This is a genomic window from Pseudarthrobacter sulfonivorans, from assembly GCF_001484605.1.
GTDB classification, from domain to species: domain Bacteria; phylum Actinomycetota; class Actinomycetes; order Actinomycetales; family Micrococcaceae; genus Arthrobacter; species Arthrobacter sulfonivorans_A.
Genome location: NZ_CP013747.1, coordinates 1,430,112 through 1,445,147, shown reverse-complemented (window position 1 = coordinate 1,445,147; position 15,036 = coordinate 1,430,112). Strand labels below are relative to the sequence as shown.

The 15,036-nt window shown below is 64.9% G+C and carries 11 protein-coding genes and 2 riboswitches; of the genes, 6 read left to right on the top strand and 5 right to left on the bottom strand.

The window, feature by feature from the left end:
* The first annotated feature begins 217 nt into the window (after nucleotides 1-217).
* Nucleotides 218-766 carry an AMIN-like domain-containing (lipo)protein gene (locus AU252_RS06350; RefSeq protein WP_058929999.1) on the top strand — a complete coding sequence of 183 codons (549 nt, stop codon included), beginning with the start codon at nucleotides 218-220 and terminating at the stop codon, nucleotides 764-766.
* 114 nt (nucleotides 767-880) lie between these two features.
* Here AU252_RS06350 and AU252_RS06345 read toward each other — a convergent pair whose 3' ends face one another.
* Genes AU252_RS06345 through AU252_RS06335 form a run of 3 tightly spaced genes read right to left on the bottom strand, consistent with a single transcriptional unit; the run spans nucleotide 881 to nucleotide 4,591 of the window.
* Nucleotides 881-2,443 (bottom strand): APC family permease, encoded by a 1,563-nt coding sequence (locus AU252_RS06345; protein WP_058929998.1) that lies wholly within the window; start codon nucleotides 2,441-2,443, stop codon nucleotides 881-883.
* A 13-nt stretch (nucleotides 2,444-2,456) separates the two neighbouring features.
* Complete coding sequence (locus AU252_RS06340; protein WP_058929997.1) at nucleotides 2,457-3,482, bottom strand: agmatine deiminase family protein; 1,026 nt, start codon at nucleotides 3,480-3,482, stop codon at nucleotides 2,457-2,459.
* The gene (locus AU252_RS06335; RefSeq protein WP_083510291.1) at nucleotides 3,479-4,591 is read right to left on the bottom strand and encodes a nitrilase-related carbon-nitrogen hydrolase; all 1,113 of its coding nucleotides are present in this window, start codon (nucleotides 4,589-4,591) and stop codon (nucleotides 3,479-3,481) included. Before AU252_RS06335 ends, AU252_RS06340 begins: the two co-directional genes overlap by 4 nt.
* Nucleotides 4,592-4,803: 212 nt before the next feature.
* Here AU252_RS06335 and AU252_RS06330 point away from each other — a divergent pair, with 212 nt between their 5' ends.
* The gene (locus AU252_RS06330) at nucleotides 4,804-5,283 is read left to right on the top strand and encodes a Dps family protein (protein ID WP_058929996.1); all 480 of its coding nucleotides are present in this window, start codon (nucleotides 4,804-4,806) and stop codon (nucleotides 5,281-5,283) included.
* A 96-nt stretch (nucleotides 5,284-5,379) separates the two neighbouring features.
* Here the strand turns inward: AU252_RS06330 and AU252_RS06325 are convergent, their stop codons facing one another.
* Complete coding sequence (locus AU252_RS06325) at nucleotides 5,380-6,966, bottom strand: MFS transporter (RefSeq protein WP_058929995.1); 1,587 nt, start codon at nucleotides 6,964-6,966, stop codon at nucleotides 5,380-5,382.
* Between the two features lie 67 nt (nucleotides 6,967-7,033).
* Here AU252_RS06325 and AU252_RS06320 point away from each other — a divergent pair, with 67 nt between their 5' ends.
* Complete coding sequence (locus AU252_RS06320; protein WP_058932788.1) at nucleotides 7,034-7,573, top strand: TetR/AcrR family transcriptional regulator; 540 nt, start codon at nucleotides 7,034-7,036, stop codon at nucleotides 7,571-7,573.
* Between the two features lie 30 nt (nucleotides 7,574-7,603).
* On the opposite strand, the gene AU252_RS06315 is transcribed toward AU252_RS06320, so the two are convergent.
* Complete coding sequence (locus AU252_RS06315; protein ID WP_058929994.1) at nucleotides 7,604-8,821, bottom strand: integrase catalytic domain-containing protein; 1,218 nt, start codon at nucleotides 8,819-8,821, stop codon at nucleotides 7,604-7,606.
* A gap of 210 nt (nucleotides 8,822-9,031) precedes the next feature.
* A riboswitch (glycine riboswitch) is annotated at nucleotides 9,032-9,129 on the top strand.
* 1 nt (nucleotide 9,130) lies between these two features.
* A riboswitch (glycine riboswitch) is annotated at nucleotides 9,131-9,276 on the top strand.
* A 39-nt stretch (nucleotides 9,277-9,315) separates the two neighbouring features.
* Between AU252_RS06315 and gcvP the strand changes: the two genes are divergently transcribed.
* From gcvP to AU252_RS06300, 3 genes are all read left to right on the top strand, one after another.
* On the top strand, nucleotides 9,316-12,186 hold the full coding sequence (gene gcvP / locus AU252_RS06310) for an aminomethyl-transferring glycine dehydrogenase (protein WP_430929470.1): 2,871 nt from the start codon (nucleotides 9,316-9,318) through the stop codon (nucleotides 12,184-12,186).
* A 287-nt stretch (nucleotides 12,187-12,473) separates the two neighbouring features.
* Nucleotides 12,474-13,610 (top strand): peptidoglycan bridge formation glycyltransferase FemA/FemB family protein, encoded by a 1,137-nt coding sequence (locus AU252_RS06305; RefSeq protein WP_083510290.1) that lies wholly within the window; start codon nucleotides 12,474-12,476, stop codon nucleotides 13,608-13,610.
* Nucleotides 13,611-13,696: 86 nt separating this feature from the next.
* Nucleotides 13,697-15,013, top strand: coding sequence for a peptidoglycan bridge formation glycyltransferase FemA/FemB family protein (locus AU252_RS06300; protein WP_058929991.1), 1,317 nt, complete (start codon nucleotides 13,697-13,699; stop codon nucleotides 15,011-15,013).
* The last annotated feature ends 23 nt before the right edge of the window (nucleotides 15,014-15,036 follow it).

Sequence of the window (15,036 nt, the reverse complement as noted above, 5' to 3'; positions counted from 1 at the left end):
CGGTGAGGTGCGCCGGCGTCGTTATTATGCATAACGGCAGGGTGCAGAAACGGTGTTAATAGCGTTTCGATGGCCCCGCAAAGTGCTTCAGAATTACGCCCGCGTGACCGGAACCAAGGCCGACTAACGGTTCCGTGCCGAAGCGGCAACAACCCTTTTGAGTGGCCTTGGAGACTCCTACGCTTGAGCTACCTAATCACTCGAAGGGTGGCCCACAATGAAAAAGATTCATACGTGGCTGACAGTCATTTTGATGGCTGTTGGATTGGGTTTCCTGGCTCCGGGGCCCGCCTCGGCAACCACATCGTATTGCGGGCTCGTATGGGGATCGCTGGCTGAATCAGACCCGGCCATGAGCACCGCATCCGTCACCAACGTCCGGACAGGGCAGCACTACTGCTTTGACCGGATGGTGGTTGATCTCAACGGCCCTGTTGCCGGCTACACCGTCCGGTACGTACCCATGGCGGTACAGGACGGTTCAGGTTTTGGCATCCCGCTGCGGGGTGGCGCGTTCCTCCAAGTCACTGTGAACGCACCGTCCCACGACAGCAACTACAAGGAGACGTACAAGCCGGCGAGCAAGGCCGAACTTACTAACGTTTCGGGATACCAGACCTTCCGGCAGCTGGCCTACGCAGGCAGCTTTGAGGGCTACACCAGCATCGGCCTGGGCGTTCGTGCCCGGCTCCCGTTCCGGGTGTTCACCCTGGACGGTCCCGGATCCGGATCGCGCATGGTGGTGGATGTAGCGCACTTCTGGTGACGGCGGTTCGATGTTGTACCGCAGTTGAGACAAGATCAGGAAAACCAAAGAACGGCGCCCTGCTCCGGAGACTTTCCGGGCAGGGCGCCGTGCTGTGTGCTGTGGGTAGGGCAACTACTCGGGCACCACCAGTGCGGGGGTGTCCCGGCGGATGGTCTCGCCGCGGAAGAACCCCGGGCGGAGGCGTGCCATGATCACCATGAGCACAGCCCCGAGCGCCAGGATCCCGATGCCTAGGACAAACACCAGCCCAACCCCGAAGACCTCCGAACCGCTGCCGAACTCCGGCGCCCAGCTGTCGATGGCTGTCTGCAGGAAAACCACAAACAATCCGACGCCGCCCGCTACCGGGCAGAGCAGCCGCAGCATGAAGTTGCGGACGCTGCTGAACACGCTGTTCCGGAAGTACCAGGCGCAGGCGATGGCGGTCAGGCCGTAGTAGAAGCAGATCATCAGGCCGAGGGCCAGAATGGTGTCGTTCAGGACGTTTTCGCTGATCACATGCATCACCGCGTAGAACCCAGCGGACAGGATGCCCGCCGCCACTGTTGCGAAGCCCGGCGTCGAGAAGCGCTTGCTGATGTGGCTGAACGGCGCAGGCAGCGCACCGTAGTGGGCCATGGCCAGCAGGCTGCGCGACGGCGACGTGAACGTGGACTGCAGGGACGCGGCCGAACTGGACAGCACCGCGAGCGACATCAGGATGGCGAACGGCCCCATGATCGGCGAGGCCAGCGCCGTGAAGAGGTTCTCGTGGTTCTCAGTGTTGTTCAGGCCAATCCCGGTATCGCCGACGCCGGCGAACATCATGGTGGCGATGCTCACCAACAGGTAGATCCCCAGGACAACGACGGCGGTGAGCGTGCCGGCGAGGCCCGCGGTCTTTTTGCCGTTGGCGGTTTCCTCGTTCACCGTCAGGCACACGTCCCAGCCCCAGTAGACAAAGATCGACAGCGAGATGCCGGCAGCGATCTGCCCGAACGTCTCGATCCTGGTGACGTCGAACCACTCCCAGCTGAAGGGGATGGCCGTTTCCGACGTGGACCAGTTCGCGAACGCCATGCCCACAAAAAGTCCCAGGACCAGCAGCTGGAATCCGACGAGTCCGTACTGGACCAGCTTGGTGGTGTGCAGGCCGCGGTAGCTCACCCACACGGCGAGGGCCACGAACACGAAGCACGTCAGGACGTTCAACGGCTTATTGGCCGCGAGGTCCGCGAGTTCAGGTGCACCCGTCAGCTGTGACAGGAAGAGATAGAAGAAGTCGACGGCCACGCCTGCCAGGTTGGACAGGACGATGATGTTGGCGGCGAGCAGTCCCCAGCCGCCCATCCAGCCCACCCAGGGGCCAAACGCTTTGGTGACCCAGGTGAACGTGGTGCCGCTGTCCGGGGAATCGGCGTTGAGTTCCCGGTAGGCGAGTGACACCAGGATCATGGGGATGAACCCGATCAGGAAAATGACGGGCAACTGGAGCCCCGCCTCATTAACGGTGGGGCCCAGGGCGCTGGTCAGCGTGTAGGCCGGTGCGATGGTGGAAATGCCGAGAACGACGACGGCGAGGAGGCCCAGCTGCCCGCCCTTCAGTCCTTTTGCGGTGATGCCGTGCGCCGAGCCGGCCGGGTCGGTCCCGGATGGCTGGCTTGCGGGGGTGCTCGTGCGGGTGGTTTGAGTCATTGTCCAGCTCTTTCTACGAGGCAGCAGGCTGCTGTTGGGTGATGCAGTGGATGCCGCCGCCGCGGGCGAAGAGCTCACGGGCGTCAATGCCGACCACACGCCGGCCGGGGTAGGCCTCCGCCAGGATCTGCAGCGCCTTGTCATCGTTCGGGTCCCCGAAGGTACAGGCGATGACGCCGCCGTTGACCACGACGTGGTTGATGTAGCTGTAGTCGACAAAGCCTTCGTCATCCCAGAGCACTTCAGGGGCGGGGACTTCGATGATGGACCACTCCCGTCCGGCCGCGTCCCTCGTGGTGCGCAGGTGCTCGATGATGTCGCGGCTTACCTGGAAGTCCGGGTGGCGGGGGTCCTGCTGGGAATGCACCAGCAGTGTGCCGGGGGAGGGGATGGCGGCCACGATGTCCACATGACCGCGCGTCCCGAACCGTTCCGAGTCGCGGGCCAGTCCGCGCGGGAGCCAGACCACCTGCGTGGCGCCGATGGTCCGGGCGAGCTCGGCTTCGACGTCGGCCCGGCTGAGTCCCGGGTTGCGGCCCGGATCCAGCTGCACGGTTTCGGTCACGAGCACGGTTCCCTGGCCGTCCACCTGGATGCCGCCTCCTTCGTTGACCAGCGCGGACACGATGTGCGTGGCGCCGGATCGGCCCGAGACTTCGCCGGCGATCAGCGCGTCCTTGTCCCAGCGCGCCCAGTCCTGGGCGCCCCAGCCGTTGAAGATCCAGTCGACGGCGCCGAGGCTCCCGTCCTGGTCCAGCACAAACGTGGGGCCGATGTCCCGCATCCACGCATCGTTGAGCGGGGCGGCAAGTACCTCGACGTTCCGGTTCAGATAGCGGGCGGCGATACCGACGTCGTCGGGGTCCACCACCACGGTGACCGGCTCAAATTCGACGGCGGCGTTGGCCACCGCTGCCCAGGTGGACCGGGCAGCGTGGGCATCTTCCTCCGTGTCGCCCAGCGTGTAGCCGCCGGTGGGAAAGGCCATCCACAGCCGCTCCTGCGGAGCGGTTTCGGCGGGCATGCGCCACGTGCTCATGCGGTCACTTCCTGACCGGTGATTGAGCCTGGGGCCACGACCGCAGGGTTCCCTGACCGAGCTTGCGAGGTTAGGGGGCGGGTGGGGAGCGAAATCCCCGACTCTTCGCCGCCGAGCGGCTGGTCACGGCGTACGGGTTCCGTAAGCCGGCCGTAGGTATCGGGGCGGCGCGTGGACAGGAAGGGGAAGAGCGTCAGCCAGTCCCGCCGCTGGTCCAGGTCGAGGTCTGCCACCAGCACTGCGGAGGCGTCACGCGGGGCCTGCACGAGGACGCGGCCGTAGGGGTCGGAGATGAAGGAGGAGCCGTAGAAGTTCAGCGTTCCTTCACTGCCCCAGCGGTTGGGGGCGATCATAAACAGGCCGTTGGCGATGCCGTTGCCCACAATGACCTGCTGCCACAGCGGCTGGGTGTCGAAGTCCGGGTGGTCCGGTTCGGAACCGATGGCGGTGGGGTAGACCAGGATCTCGGCGCCGCCGAGGGAGTAGAGCCGGGCCACCTCTGGGAACCATTCGTCCCAGCAGGTGGGCATGCCCAGCCGGGCGCCGCCCAGTTCTGCCGGCGCGTGGACCTCGTAGGCGTCCGCGGCCGCCGGCCCCTGGCGGAAGAACTTGTCTTCGTAGTAGCCGGCGGTGACCGGGATGTGGAGCTTGTGCGTGCGGGCGAGCAGTTCGCCCTCGGACGACACCAGGATGGCGGTGTTCAGCCCCAGGCCGTCGTCGCTGCCGTCCGGGTTCGGTGCCTGCTGGTAGAGCGAGGCATGGACAGCCACGCCGTGGCGGCGGGCCGACTCGGCAGCAAACCGGAAGGTGGGTCCGGTGAGCAGGTCCTCAGCGATGTCCGCCGGCCGGGGCCGCGCCGCTCCAGGGCGCGTGGTGTCATTTTCGGGGCAGGTGTCTGCAGGGTAGCGGGAAAGCGTGAGTTCGGGCAGGAACACCACCGACGCGCCGAGCCGGGCGGCGCGGCCGATTCCTTCATCGAGTTCCGCCTGCAGGACGGCGGTGTCTGCGTGCCAGCGGTGCTGCACAACGCCCACCCGAAGGGCAGGGCGGACGGACGGCGTTGTCCGGGCCAGGGACATGGGTGAGTCGAGGCAGGAAATTTCAATCATGTGCTTACTTCCAGTGAGACGACCGTCACTAAATGAATGACGTTCATTTAGTATGGAGGGTGCACGGCTTTCGCGCAATGGTTTAAATGAATCCCATTCTTTTGTCTCGCTCCGTGAGATTAGTAAGCTCACTGAGAAATTTGCTTCCGGCCTGCCGCGATCGATCCCGCGGCTGATAGCGTCGGGACTACTGGACCAATCGAGGAGGATTCATGAAAGCTTCACCGACCCTGACCAATAACCTGCAGGCCGTACTTGCGGACCTGATTGAGCTGCACATCCAGGGCAAGCAGGCCCACTGGAACATTGTGGGGACCAACTTCCGGGACCTTCACCTGCAGCTGGACGAAATCGTGGATGCCGCCCGGCAGTTCGCGGACGATATGGCCGAGCGGATGCGCGCCCTGCATGCCCTGCCGGACGGCCGCAGTGCCACCGTGGCCAAGTCCACCAGCCTCGCGCAGTTCCCCGAAGGCCTCATTAACACAAAGGACGCCATCGAGCGGATCGTTGCCGCGCTTGAGGCTGCCGTGGGCACCATGCGCAAGGTCCATGACGAAGTGGACGACGAGGATCCCACCACCGCGGACCTGCTCCACGAATTCATCGCCAAGCTGGAGCAGTACGCGTGGATGGTGAACGCCGAGACCATGAAGGCCTCCGCCAGCGTCACCGCCCCTGACGCCAAGTAAGAGCCGGCCCCTAATGAGGCCACAAGCGCCCGGCGCCGGAATGACTTCCCGCGCCGGGCGCTTTTGTGCGCTCGCCGGCTTGCCGGAGACGAGCGCCTAGTCCGCCGTCGGAACTTTCCGGAGTACGACGGCGGCGAGGGCTGCCGCGCTCGCCATCAGTACCAGCGCGATTGCCGCAGTGGTGTGGACGCCCGAATCAAACGCCAGGCGTGCTGCGCCGCGGAGCGCTTCGGCCAGCGGAGCAGGCAGGCCGGCGGCCAGCTCCACGGCGCCCGCCAGAGTTTCACCCGCCTGGTGTACTGCAGTGCCCGACGCCGTTTCCTCCACCCCGGCCGGAAGCCGGAGATTGCGCTGGTAGGAAGCGGTCAGGATGGAGCCCAGCACCGCCGTCCCCAGCAGGGACCCCACCTCATAGCCCGTTTCGGAGATGGCGGCCGCCGCTCCTGACTTCTCCACTGGAACGGAGCCCAGGATGAGGTCATTGGAAATGGTTTCCGCTGTGCCCACGCCCAGGGCGAGGATCAGCAGCGCGGCCAGCAGGAGGGCCGGGCCGGAGCCGTGGTCACCGAAGACCACGATTCCGTAGCCGGTGGCGCTCAGGGCCAGGCCACCCGCCACCACAAAGCCCGGACGCACCTTCCGGACCATCGGCACCACTGCCAGCCCGGCCAGCACTGTGGCCACCAGGGCCGGGATCATGGCAATTCCGGCGGCCGACGGCGTCATTCCGTCCAGGAGCTGCAGGTGCTGGGCGAGGAACAAGATGAAGCCGTTGAAGGAGAACAGGGCCAGCACGTTTGCCGTGATGGCAGTGCTGAAGACCCGGTTGCCGAACAGGGACATGTCCAGCAGGGGGCTGGCCAGCCGCTGCTGGCGGCGGACAAAGACGACGCCCATGGCCAGGCCAAAGGCAATAAGACCCACGGGAGCGGCCCCGAAACCATCGGTCGCCAGCTCCTTGATGCCATACACAACGGGCACCATTACCAGCAGGGACAGGACGATGCTGGGCACGTCCACCCGGCCGGGGCGCGGATCTTTTGATTCCGGGATGAACGCAGGGCCGAACGCCAGCAGGGGCAGCATGATGGGCACGGCGACCAGCAGGATGGCGCCCCACCAGAACTGCTCCAGCAGCCACCCGCCGAAGATGGGACCCAGGGCGGCGCCGCCGGAGAAGCCGGCAGCCCAGATGGCAACGGCCAGCCGACGCCGGTTTGGGTCCGGAAAAATGTTGCGGATCAGGGACAGGGTTGAGGGCATCAACATGGCCCCGAAGAACCCCAGCATGGCCCGTCCCGCTATCAGCCACTCCGCGCTGGGAGCAAAGGCTGTTGCTGCTGATACCGCGGCGAAGCCAACACTGCCGGTCAGCAGCAGCCGGCGGCGCCCGATCCGGTCGCCCAGGCTGCCCATGGCGACCAGCAATCCGGCAAGCACCAGGGGATAGGCGTCCACAATCCACAGCAGCTGGACTCCGGTTGTCTCCAGGCTGCTCGCGATGGCCGGAAGCGCGAACGTCAACGCAGTGTTGTCCACCGCAACCAGGAGCACCGGAAACATCAGCAGGGCCAGCGCGTGCCAATCGCGCCAGGGCGCCTTGGCGGGCCCCGACGGCCTGAAATCGGCAGCCGTGGTGGATGTGCTTCGGGTGTTCTGGTTGGACTGTGCGGACAATGTCATGTTCTTAACTATACCGTCCAGACGGTACAGTTAAGAAACGCGACCCGGAGCGTGCATGATTGAAGCCATGGCCAGAAATCCCGTCGCACGCGACGCAGTCCTCGACGCTTTTGAAGAACTCCTGATCGACGTGGGGGAGCGGGCTGCCACTTTGGATGCGGTGGCCAAGCGGGCAGGTGTGTCCAAGGGCGGGTTGCTCTATCACTTCCCCAACAAGGAAGCGCTGATCGCTGCGGTGCTGGAGCGGCTGGACCGGCTGGCCGTCGAGGACCTCGCGCTGATGGCCGAAGCAGCCGAAGGTGCGGCGGCCTACTTCATCCGTTCCTCGCTCTGGTCCGACTCGCCCATGGACCGATCCTTCGTGGCCGCCACGCGCCTGGCTGAAGTGGCCCATGAAGAGGCCCGGCGCCGTTTTGCCGCCATCCAGCAGCAATGGTTGGACCTGATCGCGGCCGATGTCGGCACGGCCATGGCGAAAGCCGTGCTGTATATGGGGGACGGGCTGTATTTCAACGCCATGTGGGAAAGCGGCACCACCGGGGACGGCAGGGGCAGGCATGGAGACATTGAGGAGCTCCTCGCTGCCGTGGAGCGGCTGCGGGACTGAACCCCGCCGACCTCATCCCGAGGAATCATGTCAAGATGCGCGCGTGGCCGTCTTCGTGGAATCATTCGGAAGTGCGCGCGTGGCGGGCTTGGGTTTGGCGGCTTGTTTGCTGGTCGTGAGCGTCAGTAGCTCGGCGGTGAGTGCCTGGATCTGGCGTTGAATGGCTGCCGGGTTCAGGGGCTGGTTTTCTCGGCCGAGTCGGGTTTTGTCCGTTTTGCGGACCGTGCCCTTGTCGGCCAGAACTCGCTGGTATGGCGTGGCAGGTAGGTCGTACTTCTTCGTGGTCTTCGCGCCGTTGCGCTCCTTGAAGACGAGTTTTTGCTGGGGGCCGAAGTGGTTGGTCAGCAGCCGCTGCAGCTCCCAGATCCGGTTCAGCAGATCCAGTTCGCCGGGGGTGTCGTACCGGTGGTAACCCACGGTCTGACGGACGATGTGCCAGTTCTTCTGCTCCACGTGGGCGCCGTCGTTCTTGTTCCCTGACCGGGACCGGGTGAAGGTCAGTTTCTCCTGCTCGCACCAGCGAAAAAGCCCCCAGTTGATGAACTCGGACCCGTTGTCCGAATCGATGCCCAGGACGGGAAAGGGGAACTTCGCGGTCGCCTCTTTGATCGCGGCGAACACCCACTTCTGCGCCTTGTTCCGCACCGATACGGTCTCCGTCCAGCCCGTCGCGATGTCAGTGATATCCAGGGTGAAACAGAACTCGCCCTGGGAATTGCCGCCCTCGTGACCGACCAGGTCGATCTCCACGAAACCGGGTCTAGCATCATCCCATTCGGCCCAGGTCCGCATCGGGATGGAGTCCTTCAGCAGCGTTCCCGGCTTTGTATGGGACCGGCCCCGCGGATCCAGTTTGGCCCGGTCCGCCTTGAGCCGGCGGTCAATGGTCGCCGGCGCTATCCGCAACAGCAGCGCCGCCGTCCCGTCCTCGATCTGAAGCTCCTCGAACCGGCGCAGACGCGGAACCAGATCAGGCAGGGCCGCCGCCAGCAGCCGCCCGCACGGCGTGCCCTGCACCGCCCAACAGAACCGCAGGGCGTCGATCACAGAGCTGTCATAGACCAGCGGCCTCGGCGGGCGGGGACGGACAACCCTGATCCTCAGGACCAGACCCAGCGCCTTGCGAGCATGACTGCGGTGCCAGCCCGTCACCGCGCAGATCTGATCCAGGATCTCGCCCTTCCTGGCCTTGGAAGCACGGCGGTATTCCGTGGCCAGAACCTTCGTGACAGCCCTGCGTTCGCTCATCGTCAGCTCCATAGCAGCAGCCCTACCCCCGCCAGCGAACCGGCAGCCGCAGACACCCCGCTACGCGCGCATTACCAAATGATTCTTCGATACCCACTACGCGCGCATCTTCTACGAGTCAACGCGCTCATTTGCCCGGTGGCCCGGGGCGTAGGAGAATTGGACCGCGTGGCGACCATCTGCGGCCGCCACAAAATCTGAATATGCCTTTGATCTGCGGCGGGAGAGTTCTGTTAGTAGGTACAACAGGCGCCGTAGGAGCAAATCCTCCCCAGGAATCTCTCAGGCCCACGTACCGCCGCGGCCAGGCAACTCTGGAAAGTGGCAGGCCGTCCGCCTGAAGCGTCCCGGATCACTCCGGAATGTCGGGACCGCTGTGCCCACCGACGGTGCAAGCGCAGCCTAGCGGAAGCAGGCTGCGCGGAAACTCTCAGGTCCCAGACAGAGCGGGGAGGAACCCGAGTCGATGTGGCGCACCCTGCGCCGCCTTAGTAATGGAGTTCCTTGTGAGTGTTAATTCGGCCTCGGCCACTTTCGTTGACCGGCATATTGGCGCCCGCCGCCAGGCCGATATCGACTCCATGCTCAAGGCCGTCGGCTACGGCACTGTGGACGCGCTGGTGGATACTGCCGTCCCCAACGGCATCCGGCAGGATGTGGCACTCCGCCTCAAGGACGCCCTGAGTGAGGTTGAGGTCCTTGCCGAGCTGCGGAAGCTCGCGGCCAAGAACAAGACTGCTGTGCAGATGATCGGCCAGGGCTACTACGACACCGTCACCCCGGCCGTGATCCGCCGGAACATCCTCGAAGCCCCGGCCTGGTACACCGCGTACACCCCGTACCAGCCCGAGATCTCCCAGGGCCGGCTGGAGGCGTTGCTGAACTTCCAGACCATGGTCCAGGACCTGGTGGGCCTGCCGATCGCGAACGCGTCGCTGCTGGATGAAGCCACCGCCGTGGCCGAGGCTGTGCTGATGATGCGCCGCGCGAACAAGAACAAGGCCGCGCACGACGGTAAGACCGTCCTGGATGCTGACTGCCTGCCGCAGACCATCGCCATCGTCAAGGGCCGCGCCGAAGCCCTCGGCTTCGAGGTGGAGGTCGCTGACCTTTCCCAGGGCCTGCCCGACGGCGTTATCAACGGCGTCGTCCTGCAGCAGCCGGGCGTCTCCGGCCGGGTCTTCAACCACGCCGCAGTGATCGCGGCCGCCAAGGAGCGCGGCGCCCTGGTCACGGTCGCTGCCGACCTGTTGGCGCTGACGCTGATCACCCCGCCGGGGGAGCAGGGCGCGGACATCGCCGTCGGCTCCACCCAGCGTTTCGGTGTGCCGTTGTTCTTCGGCGGCCCGCACGCGGCGTACATGGCTGTGGCGAAGGGCCTGGAGCGGTCCATGCCGGGCCGCCTGGTCGGGGTGTCCAAGGACGACGCCGGTGTCCCCGCGTACCGTCTGGCGCTGCAGACCCGTGAGCAGCACATCCGCCGTGAGAAGGCCACGTCCAACATCTGCACCGCGCAGGCACTGCTGGCCATCGTCTCTTCCTTCTACGCCGTGTACCACGGCCCGGACGGCCTCAAGGCGATCGCCGAGACCACCCACAGCCACGCTGCTACCATCGCCGCGTCCTTGAAGGCGGCCGGCCTGGACGTTCTGCACACGAGCTTCTTTGATACCGTCACTGTTTCCGTGCCGGGCAAGGCTGCGGCCATTATTGCCGCAGCGGAGGCCAAGGGCATCAACCTGCGCCACATCGACGGCGACACCGTCGGCGTTTCCGCCGATGAAACCACCACCCAGGCCATCGTTGCCGGTGTTCTGGAAGCCTTCGGTGCTGCGGCGGTGGACGCGGCCGCCGGCACTGACACTGAGTTCGCGCTGGATGCCGCCGTCGAGCGTTCCTCCGGTTACCTGCAGCACCCGGTGTTCAACACGCACCGTTCCGAAACGCAGCTGCTGCGCTACATCCGCCGGCTGAGTGACCGCGACCTCGCCCTGGACCGCACGATGATCCCGCTGGGTTCGTGCACGATGAAGCTGAACGCCACCGCGGAGATGGAAGCCATTTCCTGGCCGGAGTTCGCCTCGATCCACCCGTTCGCCCCGGATTCCCAGACCGTGGGCTGGCGCGAACTCATCACCGATCTCGAAGACCAGCTGACCGAGATCACGGGCTACGACCAGGTCTCGCTCCAGCCGAACGCCGGGTCCCAGGGCGAGCTCGCGGGCCTGCTGGCCATCCGCGGCTACCACCTCTCCCGCGGCGATGACCAGCGCACGGTCTGCCTGATCCCGGCCTCGGCGCACGGCACCAACGCCGCCTCCGCTGTCCTGGCGGGCATGAAGGTTGTCGTTGTGGCAACGGCGCCTGACGGCAGCATCGACCACGATGACCTGAATGCCAAGATCGAGGCGAACAAGGACGTCCTTTCGGCGATCATGATCACCTACCCCTCCACACATGGTGTGTACGACGCCGACGTCCGCGAGGTGTGCGATTCCGTGCACTCCGCCGGTGGCCAGGTTTATGTGGACGGCGCCAACCTCAACGCGCTTGTGGGTCTCGCGCAGCCGGGCAAGTTCGGCGGCGACGTCTCGCACCTGAACCTGCACAAGACCTTCTGCATCCCGCACGGCGGCGGCGGCCCCGGCGTTGGCCCGGTCGCAGCGAAGGCGCACCTGGCACCGTTTATGCCGGGTAACGCGGCTACCTGGACCGAAGGCAATGACGTCCCGATCTCCGCCTCACGGTTCGGTTCCGCCGGTGTCCTGCCGATCTCCTGGGCCTACGTGAAGCTGATGGGCGCCGAGGGCCTGACCGAAGCCACGAAGTCGGCGCTGCTCGCGGCCAACTACGTCGCGGCCCGCCTGAACGAGTACTTCCCGGTCCTCTACACCGGTGAAGGCGGACTCGTGGCGCACGAATGCATCCTGGACCTCCGCGGGCTGACGGCGAAGACCGGCGTCACCGCAGAGGACGTTGCCAAGCGCCTCATCGACTACGGCTTCCACGCCCCCACCCTCGCGTTCCCGGTTGCGGGCACACTCATGGTGGAGCCCACCGAGTCCGAGGACCTGGTGGAGATCGACCGGTTCATCGACGCGATGATCACCATCCGCAAGGAAATCGACCAGGTGGCCAACGGCGACTTCAGCGTGGAGAACAGCCCGCTGCGCCACGCACCCCACACCGCGTCCGCCGTCGTATCTTCCGACTGGACCCGTCAGTACCCGCGTGAGCAGGCCGCCTTCCCGGTCCACCACCTCAAGCAGGACAAGTACTTCCCGCCCGTCGGCCGCATCGACGGCGCAGCCGGGGACCGCAACCTGATCTGCTCCTGCCCGCCGCTGTCTGAGTTCGAGGACTAGAGTCCGGGCCCGGTAGACCGGAGTTTTCACGCGTGCTGCTCGTACCTCGCTCTGACGCACGCTTTCGAAAACCCCGGCCAGCCGGCCCCTCGGGGGTTGAGACTGTCGCGGTCGGTGGTTGAGCTAGTCGAAACCCCTCGGGGGTCAGCGGTATCCGGCAGCATGCGTCAGAGCGACGAAGGAGCAGCATGCAGAGGATATCGGGGACCCCCGAACCACGAACGAGCAGCATGCAGAGGATGCCGGGGACCTGCCGCCCCAACCGGAGGCTTTAGACTTGTGGCTACATGTCCGCACGTAACTACGAGTACAGAACCGCGCACAAACCCCTGAGATTGGACACGGCCCCCTTGCGAGAATTCACCGCCCGCTTTGCCACAGCGGAGGAAATTGAGAACTGGGACAAGCACGTCACGGCCAACCCGAACGGCGGCAACATGCTGCAGTCCGCCGCCTACGCGTCCGTGAAGAACGGCAGCGGCTGGACCGCCCGCTTCCTGGTCCTGGAGTCTGCCGGGACCGCCAGCTATAACCTGGTGCTGGAGAAGAAATTCCCGGTGCTGGGCCGCCTGTGGTACCTGATCAAAGGTCCTGACCTGGGTGCCGTCGAGGACCTGAAGCCGGTCTTGGACGCGTGCGCTGCATTCGCCCGGAGCCGGAAGCTGAATGTCTTCACCATCAAGATTGAACCTGACGTTGTGTCCACCCCGGAAGCCCGGGCACAGTTCGCCGCCGCCGGCCTGGTGAAGGCCCCGAACATCCAGTCCAATGACTCCACGGCGCTCCTGGACATCGCGGCACCGGAGAACCAAGTGTTCCGGTCCATCTCCTCCCGCGCCCGCAACGCGATCCGCCGGGCAGAACGCGAAGGCTGCGCCGTGGTGCAGCAGGAGCCAGGCCCGGAAACGTATCGGGCGCTGTATGACCTGATGGCCGACACGGTGAACGCCAAGGGTTCCATGCCGTTGCGCAGCCTCGAGTACTACACGCGGTTCTGGGACGAATTCTGCACCCGCGGCCAGGGCAGCTTCTTCTTCGTTTATGAGGACGGCAAACCCAGTGTGGGCGCCTTTGTGATCAACTACGGATCCAAGGCAACCTACAAGGACGGCGGCTCCACCCAGAACAGGAAGCAGTACGGCGATTCGCACCTGGTCCAGTGGCAGGCCATCCGAAGAATGCAGGAACTCGGCTGCATCGAGTACGACTTCTGCGGCACGCCGCCCTCTGGCCTGATCAAGGACAAGTCCCACCACCTGTACGGCATGGGCATGTTCAAAACGAGCTTTACCAAGACGGTGACGGACTTCGTCGGCTGCTACGACTACGTGCTGTCGCCCGTCAGGCACACGCTGTGGGTCAAGGCCGCGGAACGGGTCTTCCGCCGGCTTGAAACCGCACGCACCGGCCAGCAGTTCTACTGACCGCCCACCAGCCACTCTCACCATCCACACCACGAAGGCCAGCGCCTGCCCCAGTCGGCAGCCCAGCCATAGATGAGGTTATTTCTGTGAATCCAACCAAGGCCGGAGCCGGACTCGAGCTCAGCGTCCTCAGCGATGCCGAGTTTGAGTCCTTCTCCCTCAAGCATCCGCAAAACAACTTCATCCAGTCCGCCGACTTCACCCGTTTCCAGCGTGCCCGCGGCCAGTCAGTGGAACTGTTCGGTGTCAGGCGCGACGGCGACCTGGTCGCTGCCGGGAAACTGAACTTCACCACCAACCGCTGGGGCTACAAGGTGTGCGAGTGCGCCAAGGGCCCCCTCCTGGACTACACGGACGCCGCACTGGTGCGTGACGTCGTCGGACTCCTTAAGGAACGCGCCGCGGAACGCAAGGCTGCCGAACTCCGGATTTCTCCGAACCTGACGTACATCGCCCGCGATGCCGACGGCGCCGAACACCCCGAGATCGTGGACAACAGGCCGCTCGTGGCGGAACTGGCTGGACTGGGTCTTGAGCACCAGGGCTCCGACATGAACTTCGCCAACGTCAACTGGATGTTCATCAAGCAGCTCGGCGGCGTCACGGACGCCGAGGAGCTCATCATGGGTACCAGCTACCGGACACGGAAGGCCATCCGGAAGGCTGAAAAGAACGGTGTGTTCCTGGAGCAGGCCACGTTGGAGACCCTTGACGAGTTCTATGACGCGCTGAGCACAGCCGGGGACGAGAAGGGCTTCTTCTACCGCGAACGCGAATACTACGACCAGCTCCTGCGGACCACCTCGGCCGAGTTCACCAAACTTATGATGGCCAAGATCGACATCCCCGCGTACCGGAAGTCCATCACCGAACGCCTGGAAGCGGAAGCCGCGTCCGCAGCCGAACTCCGCCGTGAAGTCGAAGAGACCGGCAGCAAAAAGAAAGCCAACCGGCTCAAAGTTGTCCAGGACCTCGTGGACAGCTACGAGCGCAGCCTCAAGGACATCGAGCGGTTCCCGGATTCGGTGGGTGTGGCTACAGTGGCCGCCATCCACTTCGTCTGCTTCGGCGACGAGGTGGTCTGCGTTATCGGCGGCACCAAGCAGGACTACATCTACTTCAACGGCGCCACGTCCCTGTACTGGGGAATGATGCTGCACGGGCTGGACAAGGGCTACTCGCGCTACAACTTCTACGGCACCTTCGGCATCCAGGGACAGGACGAAGAAGGCCACGGCGGCTACGAGTTCAAGAAGGGCTTCGGCGGCGACGTGGTCCAGCTGCTGGGTGACTTCGTGATGCCCGTGCGGCCGGTAGCCTTCCAGGCCAACCGCCTGGTCCGCGCGGCCATCGTGGCGGCCCGCACCCTGCTGGGCAAACTGCCACTGAAGCGCCAGGCCTAACACCAAACCACGAACTGCCAGAA

Excerpts from the sequence above, each read along its gene's own strand:
- AU252_RS06350 (WP_058929999.1), top strand. The coding sequence starts at position 218 with ATGAAAAAGATTCATACGTGGCTGACAGTCATTTTGATGGCTGTTGGA.
- AU252_RS06320 (WP_058932788.1), top strand. The coding sequence starts at position 7,034 with ATGGCCAGAAATCCCGTCGCACGCGACGCAGTCCTCGACGCTTTTGAA.
- gcvP (WP_430929470.1), top strand. The coding sequence starts at position 9,316 with ATGGAGTTCCTTGTGAGTGTTAATTCGGCCTCGGCCACTTTCGTTGAC.
- AU252_RS06305 (WP_083510290.1), top strand. The coding sequence starts at position 12,474 with ATGTCCGCACGTAACTACGAGTACAGAACCGCGCACAAACCCCTGAGA.
- AU252_RS06335 (WP_083510291.1), bottom strand. The coding sequence starts at position 4,591 with ATGATTGAAATTTCCTGCCTCGACTCACCCATGTCCCTGGCCCGGACA.
- AU252_RS06325 (WP_058929995.1), bottom strand. The coding sequence starts at position 6,966 with ATGACATTGTCCGCACAGTCCAACCAGAACACCCGAAGCACATCCACC.
- AU252_RS06345 (WP_058929998.1), bottom strand. The coding sequence starts at position 2,443 with ATGACTCAAACCACCCGCACGAGCACCCCCGCAAGCCAGCCATCCGGG.
- AU252_RS06315 (WP_058929994.1), bottom strand. The coding sequence starts at position 8,821 with ATGAGCGAACGCAGGGCTGTCACGAAGGTTCTGGCCACGGAATACCGC.
- AU252_RS06330 (WP_058929996.1), top strand. The coding sequence starts at position 4,804 with ATGAAAGCTTCACCGACCCTGACCAATAACCTGCAGGCCGTACTTGCG.
- AU252_RS06340 (WP_058929997.1), bottom strand. The coding sequence starts at position 3,482 with ATGAGCACGTGGCGCATGCCCGCCGAAACCGCTCCGCAGGAGCGGCTG.